We start from the raw sequence: 18492 nt of genomic DNA on the forward strand, positions 1-18492 counted from the left end.
CTTGTAAATAGACCTTGTTTAAAAATGCAATCACACTTGACACACATTACAGGCAGTAGTCAATTCTATACTAACTCACTCAAGTATTCGTAGCGCTCATATTTCTCCAAAAGCAAATCATTTTTAGCATCCAACTCTTTTTGGAGTTCAGCGAGCCGACCGAAGTCCGAAGCATATTCCTGCATTTCCCCCTCAATAGCTGCAATTTTCTCCTCAAGCTTCTCTATATCTCCCTCAATAGATTCCCATTCCTGTTTTTCAAAGTAACTTAAGCGCTTCTTTTCCTCTCGCACTTTAGTTACTTTTTCCTTTTCCGACTTTTGGGAAATAGCAGAGCTCTCTAGCTCAAATGCCTTTTCATCCAGATAATCAGTATAATTACCGAAATATTCTCTGATAGTTCCCTCTTCAAAGGCTAAAATCTTATCTGCTACTTTATCAAGGAAATACCGATCGTGACTAACAGTAATAACTGGGCCGGCAAAGCTTTGCAAAAAATTTTCCAGCACCGTTAATGTCGCAATATCTAAGTCATTAGTCGGCTCATCCAACAGCAAAACATTCGGCTTTTCCAACAATAACTTGAGAAGATAGAGCCGCTTTTTCTCTCCTCCGGACAATTTTTCAATCAAAGTTCCATGAGTGGAGCGAGGAAAGAGAAATTGTTCCAACAGCTCAGCAATAGATGTCGTCCCCGCAGATGTCTTAACTTCTTCTGCGACTTCCTGCAAGAAATTAATAACGCGTTTGGATTCGTCCAATCCTTCAATTTGCTGTGAGAAATAAGCCACACGAACCGTCTCACCAATGATCAATTGACCAGATTGAGGTGCTAATTTCCCAGCAATTAGATTGAGCAAGGTAGATTTTCCAACACCATTATCCCCCACAATCCCAATCCGATCTTTATTTTGAACTAACAAATTGAAATGAGAAAGAATCTTCTTGTCACCATAAGCAAAGTCCACATCTTTAAATTCAATCACTTTCTTCCCAATCCGACTGGTCTCGAAATTCATTTCTAAGTCTGTCTGAATCGCTTGATCAGATAAATCCTTTTTCAAATCTTGAAAACGATTGATTCGAGCTTGCTGCTTGGTTGCTCTGGCCTGTGGCTGGCGACGCATCCAGGACAATTCCTGCTTATAAAGTTGCTGCTTTTTATGGAGAAGGGCAGCATCTCGCTCGTCTTGTTCTGCCTTCAAACGGACATAATCTTGATAATTTCCTTGATATTCAAGCAAATCTCCGCTGTCCAATTCAAAAATCCGCGTCGAAACATGATCTAGAAAATAGCGGTCATGGGTAATGAAAAGAACCGTTTTTTTGGAATTCTTCAAAAAATTCGTCAGCCATTCGATACTATCAATATCCAAATGGTTTGTCGGCTCATCAAGGAGCAATAAGTCATCGTCTCCTAACAAGACTTGCGCCAATTGCACGCGCCGTCGTAACCCCCCCGACAGGTCGCCGACCTTAGCAGATAAGTCGTTCAAACCTAGCTTCGACAAAACAGTCTTAACTTGACTTTCAATTTCCCAAGCTTGAAGAGCATCCATTTCAGCAATAATTTTCTCTAAACGAGATTGATTGCTTTCATCATAGTTAGACAGCAATAGCTCATACTCACGAATGAGCTGCATTTCTCGCAGATTGCTAGATAAAACCGTATCTAGTACCGTTTTGTCGTCATCAAAGTGCGGTTCTTGGGTTAAGTAGCCAATCTTATAGCCCGATTTAGCAGAAAAAGGATTGACATCCCCGTCAAATCCAGATTTTCCAGACAGGACATTCAAAAGAGTCGTTTTTCCAGTTCCATTGACCCCAATCAAGCCAACCCGATCCAAACCATGAATAATAAAGGAAATATTTTTAAAAACAGTCTTATCTCCCACCGTTTTAGTCAACTTTTCAACAATAAAGTCACTCATCTTCTCTCCTCTACAAAAGCTAAAATAGCCTCCAGACGGTTGTCCAAGACACCATTCACAATAGCTGTCTCAATCTCAGTCAAGAGCTGTCCTAAAGCAGGCCCCGGCTTAAAGCCAAATTCTTTGATTAACAGACCACCATTGACGACAATTTCATGTTTATCATGAATCGTTAGTGAATCATAAGTAGAATGAATTTTTTCAAAATCAACCGCTAATCCCTGTGCTTGACGAATTTCTTCTGCTTGTATCATCAGGTCCAGTTCAAAACGATAGCATTCTTCCTTATCCAGAAAATGCCTTTGGCGGATATTATAAATCGTGACAATTTGCTCTACGCGCTTTTGAAATTCATTTGAAGTTTTCCAATGTTTGAGGAATTTTTTAACATTATTTACTTGAAGAGCCATTAAAAGAGTAGCCCAGGCTTGCTCTGAACTCGTAAATTGAAAATCTACTTTAATATCAAACATTGTTTTCAATTGTGATTGGCTGCTGCGCATGTCAGGTAAATAGTCCGTTGCACCACTGGCAAGCAGACTTTTCAATCCTTTACGCCAATAAGACGCTGTCAGTAGTTTGTCAAATTCAATGAAAGTTCGCTCCACAGAAATTTTTTTTAATAGTGGCGCACACATTTTCATAGCCTGAAATGTGTCTGTATCTAATGAAAAGCCTAAGGATGCCTGAAAACGAAATCCTCGCATAATGCGCAAGGCGTCTTCGTTGAAGCGTTCCGAAGGTGTTCCTACAGCACGTAAGATCTGCTGTTTCAGATCATCCAACCCTTCAAATAAATCAATCACATTCCCTGCTTCATCCAAAGCCAAAGCATTGATCGTGAAATCGCGCCGTTTTAAATCTTCTTTTAGAGAACGAACAAACGTGACATGGCTAGGTCTGCGATAGTCTACATAGATATCCTCTGTCCGAAAAGTCGTCACTTCATATTCATGATTGTCCTCTAAGACTAAAACTGTCCCATGCTCAATTCCGACATCAATCGTTCGCTCAAAAATACGTTTGGTTTCTTCTGGATAACTAGAACTTGCAATATCCACATCATGAATCGGTCGATTCAATAAAGCATCGCGGACTGAACCACCGACAAAATACGCTTCAAAGCCGGCATTCTTAATCTTCTTTAATACTGGTAAAGCCTCCTGAAATTCAGAAGGCAGATTTTCTAATCTCATAATAAATATTCCAATCCGTAGACAAGCTCTTTTTTCTTGACCACTTCCTTAATACCTAAATTCACCCCCGTCATGAAAGACTTACGATCGTACGAATCATGACGAAGTGTCAGTCCTTCACCTTGACCGCCAAAGATGACTTCTTGATGCGCCACCAAGCCTGGTAAACGAACCGAATGAATACGCATGCCGTCTATTTCTGCACCACGCGCTCCTTGTAATAACTCTTTTTCGTCCATTGCACCTTGATGCTTCTTGGGGCGAACCTTGCTGATCAATTCAGCTGTTTTAATCGCTGTGCCACTCGGCGCATCCTTTTTCTGATCATGATGTAATTCAATGATTTCTACATCTGGAAAATATTTAGCTGCTTGCGTTGCAAATTGCATCAAAAGAACCGCTCCTACAGCAAAATTAGGAGCAATCAAGCCTCCTAGCTCTTTTTGCCGAGAAAACTCAACTAACTCTTTGATTTCATCCGATGTAAATCCAGTCGTTCCAACCACAGGTGCAAAACCATGCTCTAATGCAAAACGAGTATTTTCATACGCCACCTTAGGAGTTGTAAAATCAACCCACACATCCGCTTCTACACCACTCAAATCTTCTTTCTGATTAAAAACGGGAACACCAGCTACTTCTTTTTCTGGAGTAAGTGGGTCAAGCAATCCAACGAGCTCTAATACAGGATCTTCTGTCACCATGTTATAAGCAGCTTGTCCCATTTTTCCTTTGAAACCAGCAATAATGACCTTTATACTCATGGAATTCTCCTTAAATAATCGGAATATAAGCTAAGGCAATACTTCCAGCACCCAGGTGAGTTCCAATCACACTACCAAATGTCGCAATCGGAACCTCTCCGGAAACACCAGCTTCTAACAATAATTGATGTAAATGTTCTGCTTTTTCCAGTGCATTTCCATGAATAATCATCACTTGGTAATTTCCTTGTGCAGTTTGCTCTTTGACAATCTCAATCAGGCGTTTCGTAGCTTTTTTCTCGGTACGAATCTTTTCATAAACCTCGATGACGCCCTCGTCATTAAAGTAAAGAATTGGTTTGATACTGAGCAAGTTTCCCAGAATTGCAGCGCCGTTCGACAAACGGCCGCCCTTTACCAAATGATTTAAGTCATCTACCATGATAAAAGCGCCAATTCCCTTGATTTGAACGTCAAGATTGCTCAGAATTTGCTCAAACGCTAACCCTTGTTCAGCCCAGTTCAAAATATGCTCCACCATCATTCCAAGTGGCGCACTTGTGATTTTTGAATCCGGAAAAGCAATTTCCAAACTTGGAAATTCATCTTTCAAATACTGGATATTTTGATAAAAACCAGAAATTCCACTCGATAAAAACAAACCAATGACATGAGTATAACCTTGTCCTTCTACTAAAGAAAGGATATTTACTAAGCTAGCAATACTCGGTTGGCTCGTTTTTGGCAATTCACTAGAAGCTGCCATTTTTCGATAAAATTCACTAGCAGAAAGATTTTTTCCTTCAATATACTCAACCCCGTCTATACTAACGGGAATATCTAGGATAAATAAATGCTCATTTTCGATGACTTTGCTATCCAAATATGCTGACGAATCAGTAATTACGGCTAATTTCATGCATTAAAACTCCAAATTGATACCTGGTAAATCCAAGGCGATTTCTGTTACTTCATAGGTCAAACGATTTAAGACGGACAAACTTGGACGAGCAAGTTGTTCTACTTCGTCCTGCTCAAATTCACTTGGCTCATTGACAATTTGTCCCATAATATGATTGACTTGTGAGATTGTTCCACTAATTACAAAAGCATCAAAGACAATCATAAAACTCACAATTACAACGATAGAAGTCACTTGTCCTTCTTGATCTTGATTTAATAATTGAAAATTGACATCCACTTTCGTTTCTGGCGTTCCGTTTTCTTTTTCCCACTCTAAATTACGTGCGTCATAGTGATATTGACTGACAAATTCTTTTTCGCGTTGTAATTCCATTTCATTTCTCCTCAAAATATGCGTTATTAAAATTATAACATATTTTCCAGCGCCTGACTATTTTAATCAGTATGAAAATCATCTCCTTTCAATACTTTCTTTTAGATTAAAAAAAGGAGCTGGAGAAATTTTTTTCCAACTCCTAGAACGATGAAACTCATCATTATTTATTCAATGGTTTGCGAAGCGCTCCGAATAACACACCACTTACAATTGCGCCAATCAAGATGAAGATGATATAGAGAAGGGCATTTGAAGTAAGTGCAATAACGAAGATACCTCCGTGCGGTGCCATGAGTTTAATACCAGCCATGCCAACAAGTGCGCCTGCTAAAGCTGAACCAACCATAAAGCTTGGAATGGCACGGGCAGGGTCAGCAGCACCAAATGGAATAGCACCTTCCGTGATGAATGAGAGACCCATAACAATGTTTGTCAAACCTGAATTGCGTTCTTCTTCGGTGAATTTGTCTTTGAATAGAAGGGTTGCGACAAAGACTGCAAGAGGTGGAACCATACCACCAGCCATAACTGCTGCCATTACAACTGAACCACCTGTTGAAACAGTTGCAGCAAGAGTTCCTGTACCAAAGATATAAGCCGCTTTGTTGAAAGGACCACCCATATCAATAGCCATCATACCACCTACAACGAGTCCAAGGAGGACAGCTGAACTACCAGATAAGCCTTCTAGGAAACTATTCAAGCCAGTATTGATAGCGGCCATTGGAATATTTACCAACAGCATCAAGAAACCAGTTAGCAATGTACCTAAAAGTGGATAAAGTAGAATGGACTTGATACCCTCAAGTGATTTTGGAAGACCACTCAAGGCTTTTTTAAGGAAGTTTACAACGTAACCTGCAAGGAAACCACCCACTAGAGCTCCAAGGAAACCAGAAGGTACACCAGCAAGTGCAAGAGTTGCTTTCCCGCCTGCTGCAAATGGAATTTTACCAAAAGCAAGACCTGCTGAAGCCATACTACCTGCTACAAAACCTGGTGCTAAACCTGGCTTTTCAGCGATAGAATAAGCGATATAACCAGCCAGTACAGGAAGCATAAAGCCAAAGGCCAAACCACCAATATTCTTAAACATTGCTGCCAACTCATGATAAGTACCGAGATTTGCTAATTGATCTTTTGGCACTCCCATTGCTTGGTCAATCAAGAATGCCACCGCAATCATGATACCACCACCGATAACGAATGGAAGCATTTGGCTAACACCACTCATCAAGTGTTTGTAGAATCCACCTGCTGCATTTGTTGAAGAGGAGGCAGCTTTTTTATTGGCTGCATGATACACTTCTGCTTTTCCTGATAGTGCTAAGTTAATCAACTCTTCTGTCTTACGAATACCGTCAGCAACTGGGCGGTTAATCAATGGCTTGCCATCAAATCGATCCATTTCCACAGCTTTATCAGCCGCAATAATAACCGCTTTTGCTTTTTGAATATCTTCTGCTGTCAGTTTATTTCCGATACCACTAGCACCGTTGGTTTCAACCTTGATGCCAACGCCCATTTCAGCAGCTACCTTTTGAAGAGCTTCTTGCGCCATATAAGTATGTGCAATTCCTGTTGTACATGCTGTTACCGCAACAAGAAAATCACCATCTTTGGTTGCTGGTGCTACCGTTGCGGGCTCTGCTGCTTTATCAGACGCTTGATCAAATAACGCAATCACTTCGTCTGGTGAAGTCACTTGACGAAGTTTATCTGCAAATCCATCTTTCATCAGGTGTTGGGACAATTCTGCAAGTGCAGCCAAGTGAGTATCATTCGCTCCTTCTGGTGCAGCAATCATGAAGAATAAATCTGTCGGTTGCCCGTCTAAACTTTCATAATCCACACCTTTGTTTGACTTAGCAAAGAGCACTGTTGCTTCTTTGACTGCGGCATTTTTACTGTGTGGCATGGCAATCCCGTCGCCCAAGCCTGTTGACGTTAAAGCTTCACGAGCCAAGATTCCTTCTTTGAATGTTTCAAAATCCGTTACATAACCGTGGTCAACTAAACTGTGAACCATTTCATCAATAGCAGCTGTTTTTTCAGTTGCTTGTAAATCAAGCAACATCACATCTTTTCTCAGTAAATCCTGAATTTTCATATTTTTTCTACCTCTACTTTTTCATATGTTTCGTTAATGAAATCAGCTGTCGCTAAGTCATCAGAGAAAGTCGTTGCCGTTCCGCAAGCTACTCCCCATTTGAAGGCTTCAACAGCATTTCCTGAACGGACAAATTCGCCAGTAAAGCCTGCAACCATTGAGTCACCAGCTCCGACAGAATTTTTTACGATTCCCTTGATTGGTTTTGCAAAATAAGCTCCGTCCTTTGTTACCAAAAGCGCACCGTCGCCTGCCATAGAAATAATAACATGTTGCGCACCTTTAGCTAGAATTTCACGAGCGTATTTCTCAATCTCATCCAAATTTTCCAGCTTCACTCCGAAAATATCACCTAACTCGTGATTGTTTGGTTTTACCAATAATGGCTGAAACTCTAGTGAATCAATAAGTGTTTGTCCCTCGAAATCACAAACGACTTGTGCTCCAGTTTGTCTCGTCAGGCTAATCAGCTCTTTGTAGACAACATTGCCTAAATTTTTATTGCTTGACCCTGCAAAGACAACTGTATCTTTCTCTGAAAGCCCTGATAGGACATCTTTCAATGCTGTCAATTGCTCTGGTGAGACAGTCGGACCCGTTCCATTGATTTCTGTTTCAGCATCTGCTTTAATTTTCACATTAATGCGCGTATCCTCTAACACTTGAACAAAATTAGTCGCAATCGCTTCATTTTCCAAGGTATCAGTAATAAATTTTCCAGTAAAACCACCTATAAAGCCAGTCGCTGTGTTATCAATTCCCAAACGTTTGAGCACACGACTGACATTGATGCCTTTGCCACCAGCAAATTTATCATCGCTTTCCATACGATTCACGCTTCCAACATTGACCTTATCCAAACGGACAATATAGTCAATAGAAGGGTTAAGCGTAACAGTATAAATCATACTTCAATAACCTCCGTTTTTTCTTTTATCTTTTCCAATTGCTCATTGGCACATGCACTCGTAATAATGCTAGCACGTTTGATAGGGGCGACTTTCACGAAAGAGGAATGACCGATTTTTGAAGCATCAGCTAAGATGTAGGTCTGCTTGGCGTTTTCAAGAATCGCTCGTTTGACTGCTCCTTCTTCCATATCAGGTGTTGTATAGAAATTTTCATCAATTCCATTCATACCAATAAAAGCTTTATTGAAATTCAACTGACCGATTTGGTTCAAAGCAACCCCCCCGATACTAGCATCTGTTGAGCTTTTGACAACTCCTCCGATAATAACCGTTGGAATGTTTTTCTCAACTAACTTTGTAGCATGGTGAATGGAGTTGGTTACAACCGTCATATGTTTGCTTGAAAGCTCATTGATTAACAATTCATTTGTCGTTCCAGCATCAATAAAAATAACATCCTGTTCTTGTATCAATTCCGCCGCTTTTTGAGCAATTCGTAATTTATCTTGAACGTTTTTGATAGATTTTTCTTGATTGCTTTCTTCCTCTTGAAGGAAATGAATGCTTTCTGCTCCACCGTGAATCCGGCGCAGCTTTCTTTCATCTTCCAATTCGTCTAAATCTCTACGAACCGTTGATTCAGAAGTATTTAACAAACGAACCAAGTTGTCCAGTGAAACAACCTGATGACGATTGAGCTCCTCTAAGATCGCCTGTTTGCGCTCTGATTTTAAAATAATACCACCCTCTCTGCAATCGTTTACAATTTATTATACACCTTTTTCTTTCAAAGTCAAGCATTTTCTTTCAAAAACTATCATTCTTTTACTAAAACAGTAACGAACATTACAAAAAGGCTGAACTTTCATTCAACCTTTCTTTTCATTTAGTTGTTATACAGTAGCTTGGATCGCTGCTTCAACAGCTGCTTTTTCTTTGTCAATCAAATCAATACGGGCAGCAATTTCTTTGATTCCCATACTAATATTACGGCTAATAGCTAGATCTGATAATTGCGGTTCAAAGAAAGCTTTGTATTCTGCTAAACGTTCATGCGTCTTGAAAGCACTTGCTGGATAAATGACAAATTTATCAAAACTCATATCTCCACCAAGAGCAGACTTAATCCATTCCCAATTATCACGTGCCCAAGTCCAGATTGTTCCTTGTGTGAAATCGTGTTGTAAGAAAGTAAAATACCAACTCATTGCTAAGTCCTGTGGTTTCACAACATCTTTATTCTTCCATTCTTCTAAAAGATGCGCTAGAGTTGCTTCGTTCTTCGTATAAGATAGAGCAGAAGCCAATTGACGTTGGAAGTTACCGTCAACCGTTGTGATATAGGTTGATAGATATTTATCGGTCAATTCCTTTGTCTCATGGTGTTTGATTTGGTTAATCAAAATTTGCAAGCGAGTGGCTGCAGGAAGTTTTTCCAAACTATCGTGATAAGCTTCAAAAATTTGACTCGCTTTTTGACTCGCTTTTTCATCATCAGCCGCAATCATATTCGCTACAACAATTTGACGAACCAATTCATCTTCATCTGTTTCACCTGCTTTAGCTTTAAAACCAAGTCGGTCAAAGTTAGCTTGATTCAGTTTGATAAGTAACTTCTTAAAGGCTGCCTCTGTTTCTGTCCCTTCATCCACAAAAATCTTCAAACTAGTTAGCACAGACTTCACTGCAGATACCACAAGATAAGATGTTTCATTAGTTAATCTTTCAACCACTGGAATCAAATCTGCAAATGAAACGAAACCAGCTTCAGCCAACAAACGACGTTCTTGCACCACTTGCAACTTACTTGTATTATCTAAGTCTGTAATAGTTGCCAAAATATTGTCTAGCAATTCGCCTTGATAATCAGTAATGTAATGCGCTGTATTTTCTGTATTAAAACGAAGTGCTCCTTCATTTTGAGCTGCAAGAGCTGTATAATTTGGAATTTCAAGCGTTTCTGTTTCTAGGGTATCTGGGATACCAGTCCAATTACTATTCAACGGTACAACCCATAGACGACCTTTTTCTTCTTTTTCTCCAATAAAGAATTGTTTTTGAGAAATTTTGAGAGTGTCATTTTCCACAATCGCTGTCAAAACAGGATAGCCTGGTTGTTCTAGCCACGAATCCATGAAGGCTGCCACATCACGCCCTGAAGCTGCACCGAGAGCATTCCACAAGTCGCGACCAATCGTATTACTGTATTGGTGTTTGGCAAAATAAGCATTCAAGCCTTTTGCAAAAGCCTCATCTCCTAGCCAACGACGAAGCATGTGCATAAGACGACTTCCTTTGGCATAGACAATTGCTGGGTCAAACAAGGTATTGATTTCATCTGGGTGTTTTACTTCCACATGGACAGATTGAACACCGTCAGTCGCATCCCGTTTTAGAGCCAGAGGGACACCACCTGTTTGGAAATCCTCAAAAATGTTCCATGTTGGCTCAATGGCATTCACACAGACATATTCCATCATATTGGCAAAACTTTCATTGAGCCAAAGGTCATCCCACCACTTCATTGTAACCAAGTTACCAAACCATTGGTGCGCCAATTCGTGAGCAATCACAAGAGCTACTTGCTGACGGCTTGTAACAGTTGAGTTTTCATCTACTAAAAGATAAACTTCACGATAAGTGACCAAGCCCCAATTTTCCATAGCTCCTGCAGAAAAGTCTGGCAAAGCTACATGCAGAGATTGAGGAATCGGATATTTTACCCCGTAGTATTCTTCATAAAAATCAATAGAGCGAACTGCAATATCTAAGGCAAATTCCAAATTTGAAGCAGGGTGAGCTTTGGTAGAGTACACGCCGACCAAGGTACCATTCTTCGTTTTTGCTGTAACGCCCTGCAAATCACCCGCCGCGAACGCCAAAAGATAAGACGACATGCGAGGAGTCGTTGCAAACTTCCAGATGCCAGTTGCTTTTCGATTTTCTACATCGACTTCTGGCATGTTTGAAAGTGCGACTTCTCCTACTTCTTGGTCAAATTTCAAAGAAAGGTCAAACGTAGCTTTTGCTTCTGGCTCATCTACACTTGGAAAGGCTTCACGTGCAAAATGACTTTCAAATTGAGTAGAAAGAACTTCTTTTTTGACTCCATTGACAGTATAGTAAGACGGATAAATCCCTGTCATATTGTCTGTAATTTTACCCGTATAAGTCAGCGTTACTTCAACAACTCCTGCTTGACCAAGCTCAACGTAAACTGCTTCATTTTCATTATCTACAGAGAAAGGACAAGCTTCGCCAGCTACTTCAACGGACTGAATTGTCAAATCCTTTTGATGAAGAGAAATTTTTTCTCCCTTTGCTTCTCCGCTAATGCTGACCTTACCTGTGAATGTTTTTTGCTCCCGATTCAAATCTAAAAAAATCGTATAGTGATTTGGAACAAATGTTTCAATAAAATGTGCAACTGCTTGCATGTATGTCTCCTTAATAATATAATCTGTAACTATTGTAACATAATTCACGTGTCCTAACACAATTTCTCTATCGTTTTCCTCATTTTGTGATAAAATAGAAATACGTTACTATTTTAAGGAGAAATCATGTCTGAAATTTTTGATATTACGATTGTTGGTGGGGGACCTGTGGGTCTTTTTGCTGCTTTTTATGCACACATGCGTCAAGCAAAAGTAAATTTGATTGATTCGCTGCCTCAGCTCGGTGGACAGCCAGCCATTCTCTATCCTGAAAAGAAAATTCTGGATGTTCCTGGTTTTATCAATCTAACAGGTGAAGAATTGATTGAGCGTTTGATTGATCAAGTAAAAACATTTGAAACAAGCATACATCTCAATGAGACTGTATTAGATATTGAAAAAAACGATGAATTATTTACCTTAACAACTAGCAAAGGAAAACACATCTCAAAAGCCATTTTGATTGCTATGGGAGGTGGTGCTTTTAAACCACGTCCGCTGGAACTAGAAAATGTAGACCAATTTGAAAACATTCACTATCACGTGTCAAATATCAATCAATACGCTGGGCAAAATATTGTTGTTCTAGGTGGTGGTGACTCTGCTGTTGATTGGGCATTGGCTTTTGATAAGATTGCACCGACCAGCATCATTCACCGCAGGGATAATTTCCGTGCTTTAGAACACAGTGTCAATGAGCTAAAAGCTTCTACTGTCACGATTAAAACACCATTTGTCCCAAGTCAACTTATAGGCGATGGAAACAAACTCACTCATCTTGAGATTACTAAAGTGAAAAGCAATGAAACAGAGCTCTTGCCGCTTGATCAGCTTTTTGTCAATTATGGCTTCAAATCATCTGTTGGAAACTTGAAAAAATGGGGACTAGAACTCAATCGCCACAAGATTATCGTCAATAGCAAACAAGAAACTTCTGTCGCAGGTATCTATGCTGCTGGAGATTGCTGTAGTTACGACGGAAAGATTGATTTGATAGCCACAGGACTAGGCGAAGCTCCTACAGCTATCAACAATGCTATGAACTATATTTATCCCGACCAAAAAATACAGCCAAAACATTCGACCAGTCTTTAAAAAGCAAAAAACTTGAAGTTCTCAAAAGAGCGCTTCAAGTTTTTTATATGTACTTATTTTACACTATCCATTTTTTCTCGGCAAGCCCTTTCAATGAGATCGAGTTTTTCAACACTTTCCTTTTCGTCTTTACCAATTGAATAGATGTATAGTTTGATTTTAGGTTCTGTACCTGACGGTCTGAGTGCATACCATGAACCATCTTTAAAGTAATATTTCAAGCAGTTTTGTTTTGGAAAATCAAGATAGCCATCTTTAAAGTCAATCACTTTTTCAAGTTCCATTACTCCGACTGTTGTCAACGGATGTTCTCTAAATTCTTCCATCATGCGACCAATTCGCTCTTGACCTTCTACACCTTCTAGCTCAAGCGAAACCTGTCTTTCATTATAGAAGCCAAACTCTGCATAGATATCATTTAAAACATCTAACAAAGTCTTACCTTGTTTTTTAAAGTAAGCAGCCATTTCTACAATCATCATAGAAGCACTGACAGCATCTTTGTCTCTGACAAAAGTTCCATAGCAGAAGCCAATACTTTCTTCATAACCGAACACATAAGTTTTTTCTTTGGTGCGTTCATATTCATTGGCTTTTCCACAGATATTTTTAAATCCAGTTAAAGTCTCAACTGTTTCAATGCCATATTTCTTTGCAATTGCTCTAGATAAATCACCTGTAACGATAGATTTCACCATGACAGGATTTTCCGGCAAATTGTTGAGGGCATAACGTTGAGAGAAGATGTAATAAGCAAGCAAAGCACCGATCTTATTTCCGTTTAAAAAGATATAATCGCCATTCGCATCTCTTACTTCCAGAGCAACACGGTCACAATCTGGGTCATTGGCAATCAAAATGTCACAATTATTTTCTTTTCCAAGCTTTTCAGAGTAAGCAAATGCTTTTGGAAATTCTGGATTTGGATAACCAACTGTTGTAAAATCTGGATCAGGAAATTCTTGTTCTTTTACGACGAAAATATTTTCAAATCCTCTTCTCCTCAGAATTTCTCTGACAGGAATATTTCCTGTACCATTCAAAGGCGTATAGCCAACTTTGATAGATTTATCAACATCTTCGTTGATCGTTAAATTGAGAACTTCTTGGTAGTAATCTTCTTCAACAGATGGATCAATATAATTTGCAAGACCGCTTTCCAAGGCTTCTTCAAAAGGAATGGACTTGATGTCTTCAAAATTCACAATTTCATCCATATGACCTGCAATTTGTCCTGCAATGTCATCTAAAATCTGTGAACCTTCTTCCCAATACGCTTTATAGCCATTGTATTCTTGTGGATTATGACTAGCCGTTACCATGACTCCTGCTTTACAGTGCAATTTTCTAATTGCATACGAGCACATTGGTGTAGGATGAATGCCATTGTAAATATAGGTTTTAATTCCATGAGCAGCCATGATAGAGCAAGTCAATTCAGCAAATTCTTTTGATTTATATCTGACATCATAACTGATTGCAACGCCTCTTTTAATCGCTTCTTCACCATGGTCTTTCAAGGTTTCAGCTAATGCTTGGGCTGCTTTTCCTACCATGTATTTATTCATGCGGTTGGTACCAGCACCCAATTTCCCACGAAGACCAGCTGTCCCAAACTCAAGACCCTTGTAGAATCGATCTTCGATCTCAGCTTCATCATCCTGAATAGACAGCAAATCAGCTTTTGTTTCTTCATCGAAAAAATCATTGTTTAGCCATTGTTCATAAACTTCTTTGTAGTTCATATAACGACTCCTTTTAATATATTATTTCTCAATAATTCCATTCTATACTACCTTTTCGTTTTTATCAATCCTTTTTCCGATTTTTCTTTAAAACGCTTGCAGTTTTTTATTTAAAACAGTTACTTATATGTAAACTTCATAGATTTTATCTCTCAGTGGATGATTGTTGATTAGGTAGATTTTAATCAATAAATTGAATATCATTCTCATCTAATACAAGAATATCCTGATAAGCAACATCTAGCTTAGATAATAGATCAACAGACTTAACGTAATGCGCATGTAAAAACAAGACTGCAGAATAAACTTTCTCAAACTCATAGTCTGGTGCCAGCTAAAGCTTGATGTCATGGTAGCAATATTACAGGAGACATATTGGAAACTACTTAGCTTGTGCTAATTTGTCTTGATAATTTTCTTCAATAGCTTTTGCAATAAAATCTTTTTTTATTTTTGTAATAAATCTAATATCGGTAAACAAATGAAAAACTGTTGATATATACCCTCCAATATCTAATTTTTTAATTGCATCTTTCGCCAACTTTTCATTCTCTGTATATACAGCAAACAATTCAATACTACCAATTACGATTGCATTTACCGAAGACGCTATGCTTTCAGAAATCATAATAACCTTTCTTGTTCTCACTTCATGTAAAGTTACATTTTTCTTTAGTGATTGAAGTAACTGATCTTTAGTTATCGTTTCGTTATTCTTTTTATTTTCTTCGCAAATAATCGTAATTCTATGAGCAACAGAAATTATGTAATTAATCATCTCTGCTAATACTGTCTGAACTCCGACTGACCCCAAAAAATTCAATTTCGCATAGTCTATTCCTGATTCACATAATTCCTTGATAATATCCGAATCTACCAACAACTGCAAAAATGGTAAGCTTAATCCTTCTTTCGAATACTCGTCAGATTTAATATGGTAGGCTTGCTTAATAAATGCTAGACCTATTGTTGCCTTTGATTCTTTATATCTTTTTACCGTATATTCAAACATCTTTATCAGATTTGCCTCAGCTATAGCAGCTGGCTTATCCGATGTATCCTTTCCTACATGTAATGTACGAAATGCATTGTCTTTTCCAAGTGACATAGTATTTGTTAAAATATTACAAGTTCCAAATAAATAACCCAACCAAGGATCATGTCCTAATGTCTTGGCTCTATGATTCGTTCCGCTCAGCTTCACATTAAATTTTTTTGTACCACTCACCACATCGTATGGAACATGATTTATATCTGCTATTTCTTGAACTGAGGCATGATAATATCTTGAGCCCTTTGTTTTGTCGCTCTCCGCCTTATTCTTCATAGTACTTGCTTTGTCTTTATCATATACAGATTTCTTAGCCTCATTAGCTGTGGTATTGTGTGACGGTCTATCCTTCTTATTTTTGAACGCATCAAAATTAACAGAGGGTTGTAAGAATTGACGAATCATTTGTAATACTACTGCAATAAGAATAAAAAGAGCATCAGTTTTATTCAAACCTGTTTGACTTTTGAACTCACTTTCAATATCATCGTATTCTTTCTCAAGTTGAGCCAGCTCCTCCTCAGATAACAAATCTTCCATTCTTAAAATCGTATCATACCCTTGGCTGTTAACATACTCTACTAAAGAGGCATAATTCGATATCTCAGGAAGTATATTAATTGATTCGACAACCGCTTCGCTACCAGTCATCTTCTTATGAGTATCCATAAACTGTTCTGCAAAATCACTAGAATGATCAGCCATAAATTTCATGACCATTATCATCTCTTTTTCTCTATACGAAATCATATTTATGTCTCCTCATTCAAGGCCTTATTGATTACAGATGCTGGACAATTTATAGCATTCAAGAGTTTAACTAAACAATTTATCTGCCTTTCTAACTCTTGTTTTTCAGCATACATTTTATTATATGCATCAAACAAAAAATCTACTTTTTCTTTCATTGTAATACTTATGTTCGAGATACTTCTCGAAGCTGCTAAATTTTTGCAATCTTCCTTCCTCCTCTTATTTTGATTTATCGCTCTGTTCTGCAAACTCCACATACTCGTCTTGAATACTTCTTGGAGCAAGCGGAATATATGTTTTTTCTAAATAGTCATTCAATCTGATATTATGAATGCCTGTTGTTTTGCCTTCATGGATCTTTGTACCTCCCATCCAATAATTTACAAACATAAGCTTAAATACATAGAATGGATTCAAATCAAATATTCCATTTAGGTGTAATTTTGCAGTAAAGTTATTATTCAGATAAGTGTTGTCATCACTCTCAAAATAAACCACTCTACCAACAGGTTTATCGCTTGATCCACCAGATTTTTCAATAAGAATGTCCCCTTTTGATAAAGACTTTTTCTCAACTTTATCAAGAGGAATAATCCTCGTTGCTACATCCGTGAAATCAATAATTCCCTCATCCGTAAAATTAGTTGTCCTTAAGACAGGAACACCAGTATTATCAGGATCATCTTTTCCCCATTCTCCTCCTTGCGGCTTATCAAATACAGAAGCAAGTGGTACAACCTTGTATACTGATTGGTCAGTTAACATATCACCGAACATCTCGATAAATTGCGATTTACCCGTAAAATTTTGATTTATCGCTCTGTTCTGCAAATGCAGAAAATCTTATCTGAGCATCCATATTAGGCACTGGAACAATAATGTGTTCTAAATCTTTCGCGTAAACATGCGGTTGTCCAGACCCTCTTTGCATTAAAAATATTTCTTCCTGCATCGTCCTAAGTCTATGATACAAAAATACTTCATCTAGCTTATTTGTATCTTTTGTAAGAACAGTATTGCAATCCGATGCAAAAATAGGCATATTCCAATAATTCACATACCCAGCATTAGCCCCCGAAGCACTTACTGTAATTATTCCTGCCATTCTATTTGATTCGTTATGATAACAACTCGGTTCAATCCCAGCTGCAACAACAGGTACATCTCCTTCCACCACATTATCACGTGTAATTATTTTACCTTTTTCAATGAATGCGCATTCGCCTAATTCAGCGGTATTTTTTTCATTGCCAAACCACTCGATAAATTGCGATTAGTTTACCCTATAAATTTCCTATGTGACTGCTTCACGTTATTTTGGTTAACCATTGCATACTGCAATGTCGTATCAATACTCTGATGCCCTAAAAGCTGTTGCACTTGTTCTATTGGCATTCCTTTATCAATAGCAGTAGTTGCCAATGTTCTACGGAATTTATGTGGATGCACCTTATGCAAGTTCAGTTTTTCTCCTAGATTTCGAAGTCTGATCTCAACACCACTAATAAGCAAACGATTGTAAGGTTTCTGTAGTGATACGAATAACGCTTCATTAGAATCCTCTCTGCTATTCAAATACTTTTGTAGATGTAACTTGGTTCTTGCATCGAAGTATACTCTTCTCTGCTTATTACCTTTTCCTAGAACAACACATTCCCTATTTTCAAAGTCAATATCATCACAGTTAAGCTTCACAAGCTCTCCAACTCTCATTCCAGTAGATGCAAGAAGATCAATCATAGCTAGATCTCGCAATCCATCACATTCGTCTCTCATTATTTCTAAAGCTTCGTCTGTATAAGTCTCCTTTACAGTTTTACAGGTCTTAACCTTATGAATCCTTCTAACCGGGCTCTTGACGATATAATCCTCATCTTCAAGCCAAGCAAAGAAACTGGACAGAATTCTTCGTATATTATCAACTGTAACTTTACTGATATTGTTTTCTTCCTGATATCCATCTAGAAACATTCTCAAATCATCAGTTGTTATTTTCACTACATCTTTATCTATCTTTTCCACAGCATTTCTAATAGTTGATTCATAATAATGTACTGTTTTGTTAGAGCATCCTTCCACTCTTTTTGCTGCAAGAAATAGCTGTATCAAATCAACAGTCTTACTTTCAGATTTTTCTTCAGAAGAAGAAAGACAGTCACATAAAACCTCATGCAACTGTCTCATCTGCTCTTCTCCCAAATACGCTTGCATTTTTTGTTTTATCTTGTTTATTAGTTCATTTGTCATATCGGTAATCTC

Annotated in this window: 16 protein-coding genes; 1 reads left to right on the plus strand and 15 read right to left on the minus strand. The window is 38.3% G+C overall.

Annotated elements, in window-relative coordinates; all coding sequences use genetic code 11:
* Nucleotides 1–65 precede the first annotated feature (65 nt).
* The 9 genes from SanJ4206_RS05705 to SanJ4206_RS05745 form a co-directional block, all read right to left on the minus strand.
* Nucleotides 66–1931 carry an ABC-F family ATP-binding cassette domain-containing protein gene (locus tag SanJ4206_RS05705; protein WP_003029222.1) on the minus strand — a complete coding sequence of 622 codons (1866 nt, stop codon included), beginning with the start codon at nucleotides 1929–1931 and terminating at the stop codon, nucleotides 66–68.
* A complete protein-coding gene (locus SanJ4206_RS05710; protein WP_003029218.1) occupies nucleotides 1928–3127 on the minus strand; it encodes a CCA tRNA nucleotidyltransferase in 1200 nt (399 codons plus the stop codon). Before SanJ4206_RS05710 ends, SanJ4206_RS05705 begins: the two co-directional genes overlap by 4 nt.
* The gene (gene dapB, locus SanJ4206_RS05715) at nucleotides 3124–3891 is read right to left on the minus strand and encodes a 4-hydroxy-tetrahydrodipicolinate reductase (protein WP_003029216.1); all 768 of its coding nucleotides are present in this window, start codon (nucleotides 3889–3891) and stop codon (nucleotides 3124–3126) included. Before dapB ends, SanJ4206_RS05710 begins: the two co-directional genes overlap by 4 nt.
* Before the next feature lie 10 nt (nucleotides 3892–3901).
* Nucleotides 3902–4750, minus strand: a complete 849-nt coding sequence (locus SanJ4206_RS05720; protein ID WP_003029214.1) for a DegV family protein — start codon at nucleotides 4748–4750, stop codon at nucleotides 3902–3904.
* 3 nt (nucleotides 4751–4753) lie between these two features.
* Nucleotides 4754–5128: a DUF1149 family protein gene (locus SanJ4206_RS05725; protein WP_003024043.1), complete on the minus strand. Its 375-nt coding sequence runs from the start codon at nucleotides 5126–5128 to the stop codon at nucleotides 4754–4756.
* Between the two features lie 163 nt (nucleotides 5129–5291).
* Nucleotides 5292–7241, minus strand: coding sequence for a PTS fructose transporter subunit IIABC (locus tag SanJ4206_RS05730; protein WP_003029212.1), 1950 nt, complete (start codon nucleotides 7239–7241; stop codon nucleotides 5292–5294).
* Nucleotides 7238–8149 (minus strand): 1-phosphofructokinase, encoded by a 912-nt coding sequence (pfkB, locus tag SanJ4206_RS05735; protein ID WP_003029208.1) that lies wholly within the window; start codon nucleotides 8147–8149, stop codon nucleotides 7238–7240. The genes SanJ4206_RS05730 and pfkB overlap by 4 nt, the downstream gene beginning before the upstream one ends.
* Nucleotides 8146–8889 (minus strand): DeoR/GlpR family DNA-binding transcription regulator, encoded by a 744-nt coding sequence (locus SanJ4206_RS05740; protein ID WP_037593189.1) that lies wholly within the window; start codon nucleotides 8887–8889, stop codon nucleotides 8146–8148. Before SanJ4206_RS05740 ends, pfkB begins: the two co-directional genes overlap by 4 nt.
* A 156-nt stretch (nucleotides 8890–9045) precedes the next feature.
* Nucleotides 9046–11589, minus strand: coding sequence for a M1 family metallopeptidase (locus SanJ4206_RS05745; RefSeq protein ID WP_022525007.1), 2544 nt, complete (start codon nucleotides 11587–11589; stop codon nucleotides 9046–9048).
* 126 nt (nucleotides 11590–11715) lie between these two features.
* Between SanJ4206_RS05745 and SanJ4206_RS05750 the strand changes: the two genes are divergently transcribed.
* On the plus strand, nucleotides 11716–12684 hold the full coding sequence (locus tag SanJ4206_RS05750) for an NAD(P)/FAD-dependent oxidoreductase (RefSeq protein ID WP_003029201.1): 969 nt from the start codon (nucleotides 11716–11718) through the stop codon (nucleotides 12682–12684).
* 53 nt (nucleotides 12685–12737) lie between these two features.
* On the opposite strand, the gene SanJ4206_RS05755 is transcribed toward SanJ4206_RS05750, so the two are convergent.
* The 6 genes from SanJ4206_RS05755 to xerA form a co-directional block, all read right to left on the minus strand.
* Nucleotides 12738–14429, minus strand: a complete 1692-nt coding sequence (locus SanJ4206_RS05755) for a phospho-sugar mutase (RefSeq protein WP_157622039.1) — start codon at nucleotides 14427–14429, stop codon at nucleotides 12738–12740.
* 382 nt (nucleotides 14430–14811) lie between these two features.
* Nucleotides 14812–16200, minus strand: coding sequence for a hypothetical protein (locus tag SanJ4206_RS09940; protein WP_237334561.1), 1389 nt, complete (start codon nucleotides 16198–16200; stop codon nucleotides 14812–14814).
* Nucleotides 16201–16232: 32 nt separating this feature from the next.
* Nucleotides 16233–16388: a hypothetical protein gene (locus SanJ4206_RS09845; RefSeq protein WP_003029192.1), complete on the minus strand. Its 156-nt coding sequence runs from the start codon at nucleotides 16386–16388 to the stop codon at nucleotides 16233–16235.
* Between the two features lie 64 nt (nucleotides 16389–16452).
* Nucleotides 16453–16998: a restriction endonuclease subunit S gene (locus SanJ4206_RS05770; protein ID WP_051415233.1), complete on the minus strand. Its 546-nt coding sequence runs from the start codon at nucleotides 16996–16998 to the stop codon at nucleotides 16453–16455.
* Nucleotides 16999–17026: 28 nt separating this feature from the next.
* Nucleotides 17027–17497, minus strand: a complete 471-nt coding sequence (locus SanJ4206_RS05775) for a restriction endonuclease subunit S (protein ID WP_084214271.1) — start codon at nucleotides 17495–17497, stop codon at nucleotides 17027–17029.
* Nucleotides 17498–17511: 14 nt separating this feature from the next.
* Nucleotides 17512–18480, minus strand: a complete 969-nt coding sequence (xerA, locus tag SanJ4206_RS05780) for a site-specific tyrosine recombinase/integron integrase (RefSeq protein WP_022525010.1) — start codon at nucleotides 18478–18480, stop codon at nucleotides 17512–17514.
* Nucleotides 18481–18492 lie beyond the last annotated feature (12 nt).

This window comes from Streptococcus anginosus, assembly GCF_001697145.1.
GTDB lineage: Bacteria > Bacillota > Bacilli > Lactobacillales > Streptococcaceae > Streptococcus > Streptococcus hominis.

Coding starts and splice junctions, on each gene's coding strand:
- SanJ4206_RS05705 (WP_003029222.1), bottom strand. CDS start 1,931: ATGAGTGACTTTATTGTTGAAAAGTTGACTAAAACGGTGGGAGATAAG.
- SanJ4206_RS05720 (WP_003029214.1), bottom strand. CDS start 4,750: ATGAAATTAGCCGTAATTACTGATTCGTCAGCATATTTGGATAGCAAA.
- SanJ4206_RS05710 (WP_003029218.1), bottom strand. CDS start 3,127: ATGAGATTAGAAAATCTGCCTTCTGAATTTCAGGAGGCTTTACCAGTA.
- dapB (WP_003029216.1), bottom strand. CDS start 3,891: ATGAGTATAAAGGTCATTATTGCTGGTTTCAAAGGAAAAATGGGACAA.
- SanJ4206_RS05745 (WP_022525007.1), bottom strand. CDS start 11,589: ATGCAAGCAGTTGCACATTTTATTGAAACATTTGTTCCAAATCACTAT.
- SanJ4206_RS09845 (WP_003029192.1), bottom strand. CDS start 16,388: ATGAAAGAAAAAGTAGATTTTTTGTTTGATGCATATAATAAAATGTAT.
- SanJ4206_RS05730 (WP_003029212.1), bottom strand. CDS start 7,241: ATGAAAATTCAGGATTTACTGAGAAAAGATGTGATGTTGCTTGATTTA.
- SanJ4206_RS05750 (WP_003029201.1), top strand. CDS start 11,716: ATGTCTGAAATTTTTGATATTACGATTGTTGGTGGGGGACCTGTGGGT.
- SanJ4206_RS09940 (WP_237334561.1), bottom strand. CDS start 16,200: ATGGTCATGAAATTTATGGCTGATCATTCTAGTGATTTTGCAGAACAG.
- pfkB (WP_003029208.1), bottom strand. CDS start 8,149: ATGATTTATACTGTTACGCTTAACCCTTCTATTGACTATATTGTCCGT.
- xerA (WP_022525010.1), bottom strand. CDS start 18,480: ATGACAAATGAACTAATAAACAAGATAAAACAAAAAATGCAAGCGTAT.
- SanJ4206_RS05755 (WP_157622039.1), bottom strand. CDS start 14,429: ATGAACTACAAAGAAGTTTATGAACAATGGCTAAACAATGATTTTTTC.
- SanJ4206_RS05770 (WP_051415233.1), bottom strand. CDS start 16,998: ATGTTAACTGACCAATCAGTATACAAGGTTGTACCACTTGCTTCTGTA.
- SanJ4206_RS05725 (WP_003024043.1), bottom strand. CDS start 5,128: ATGGAATTACAACGCGAAAAAGAATTTGTCAGTCAATATCACTATGAC.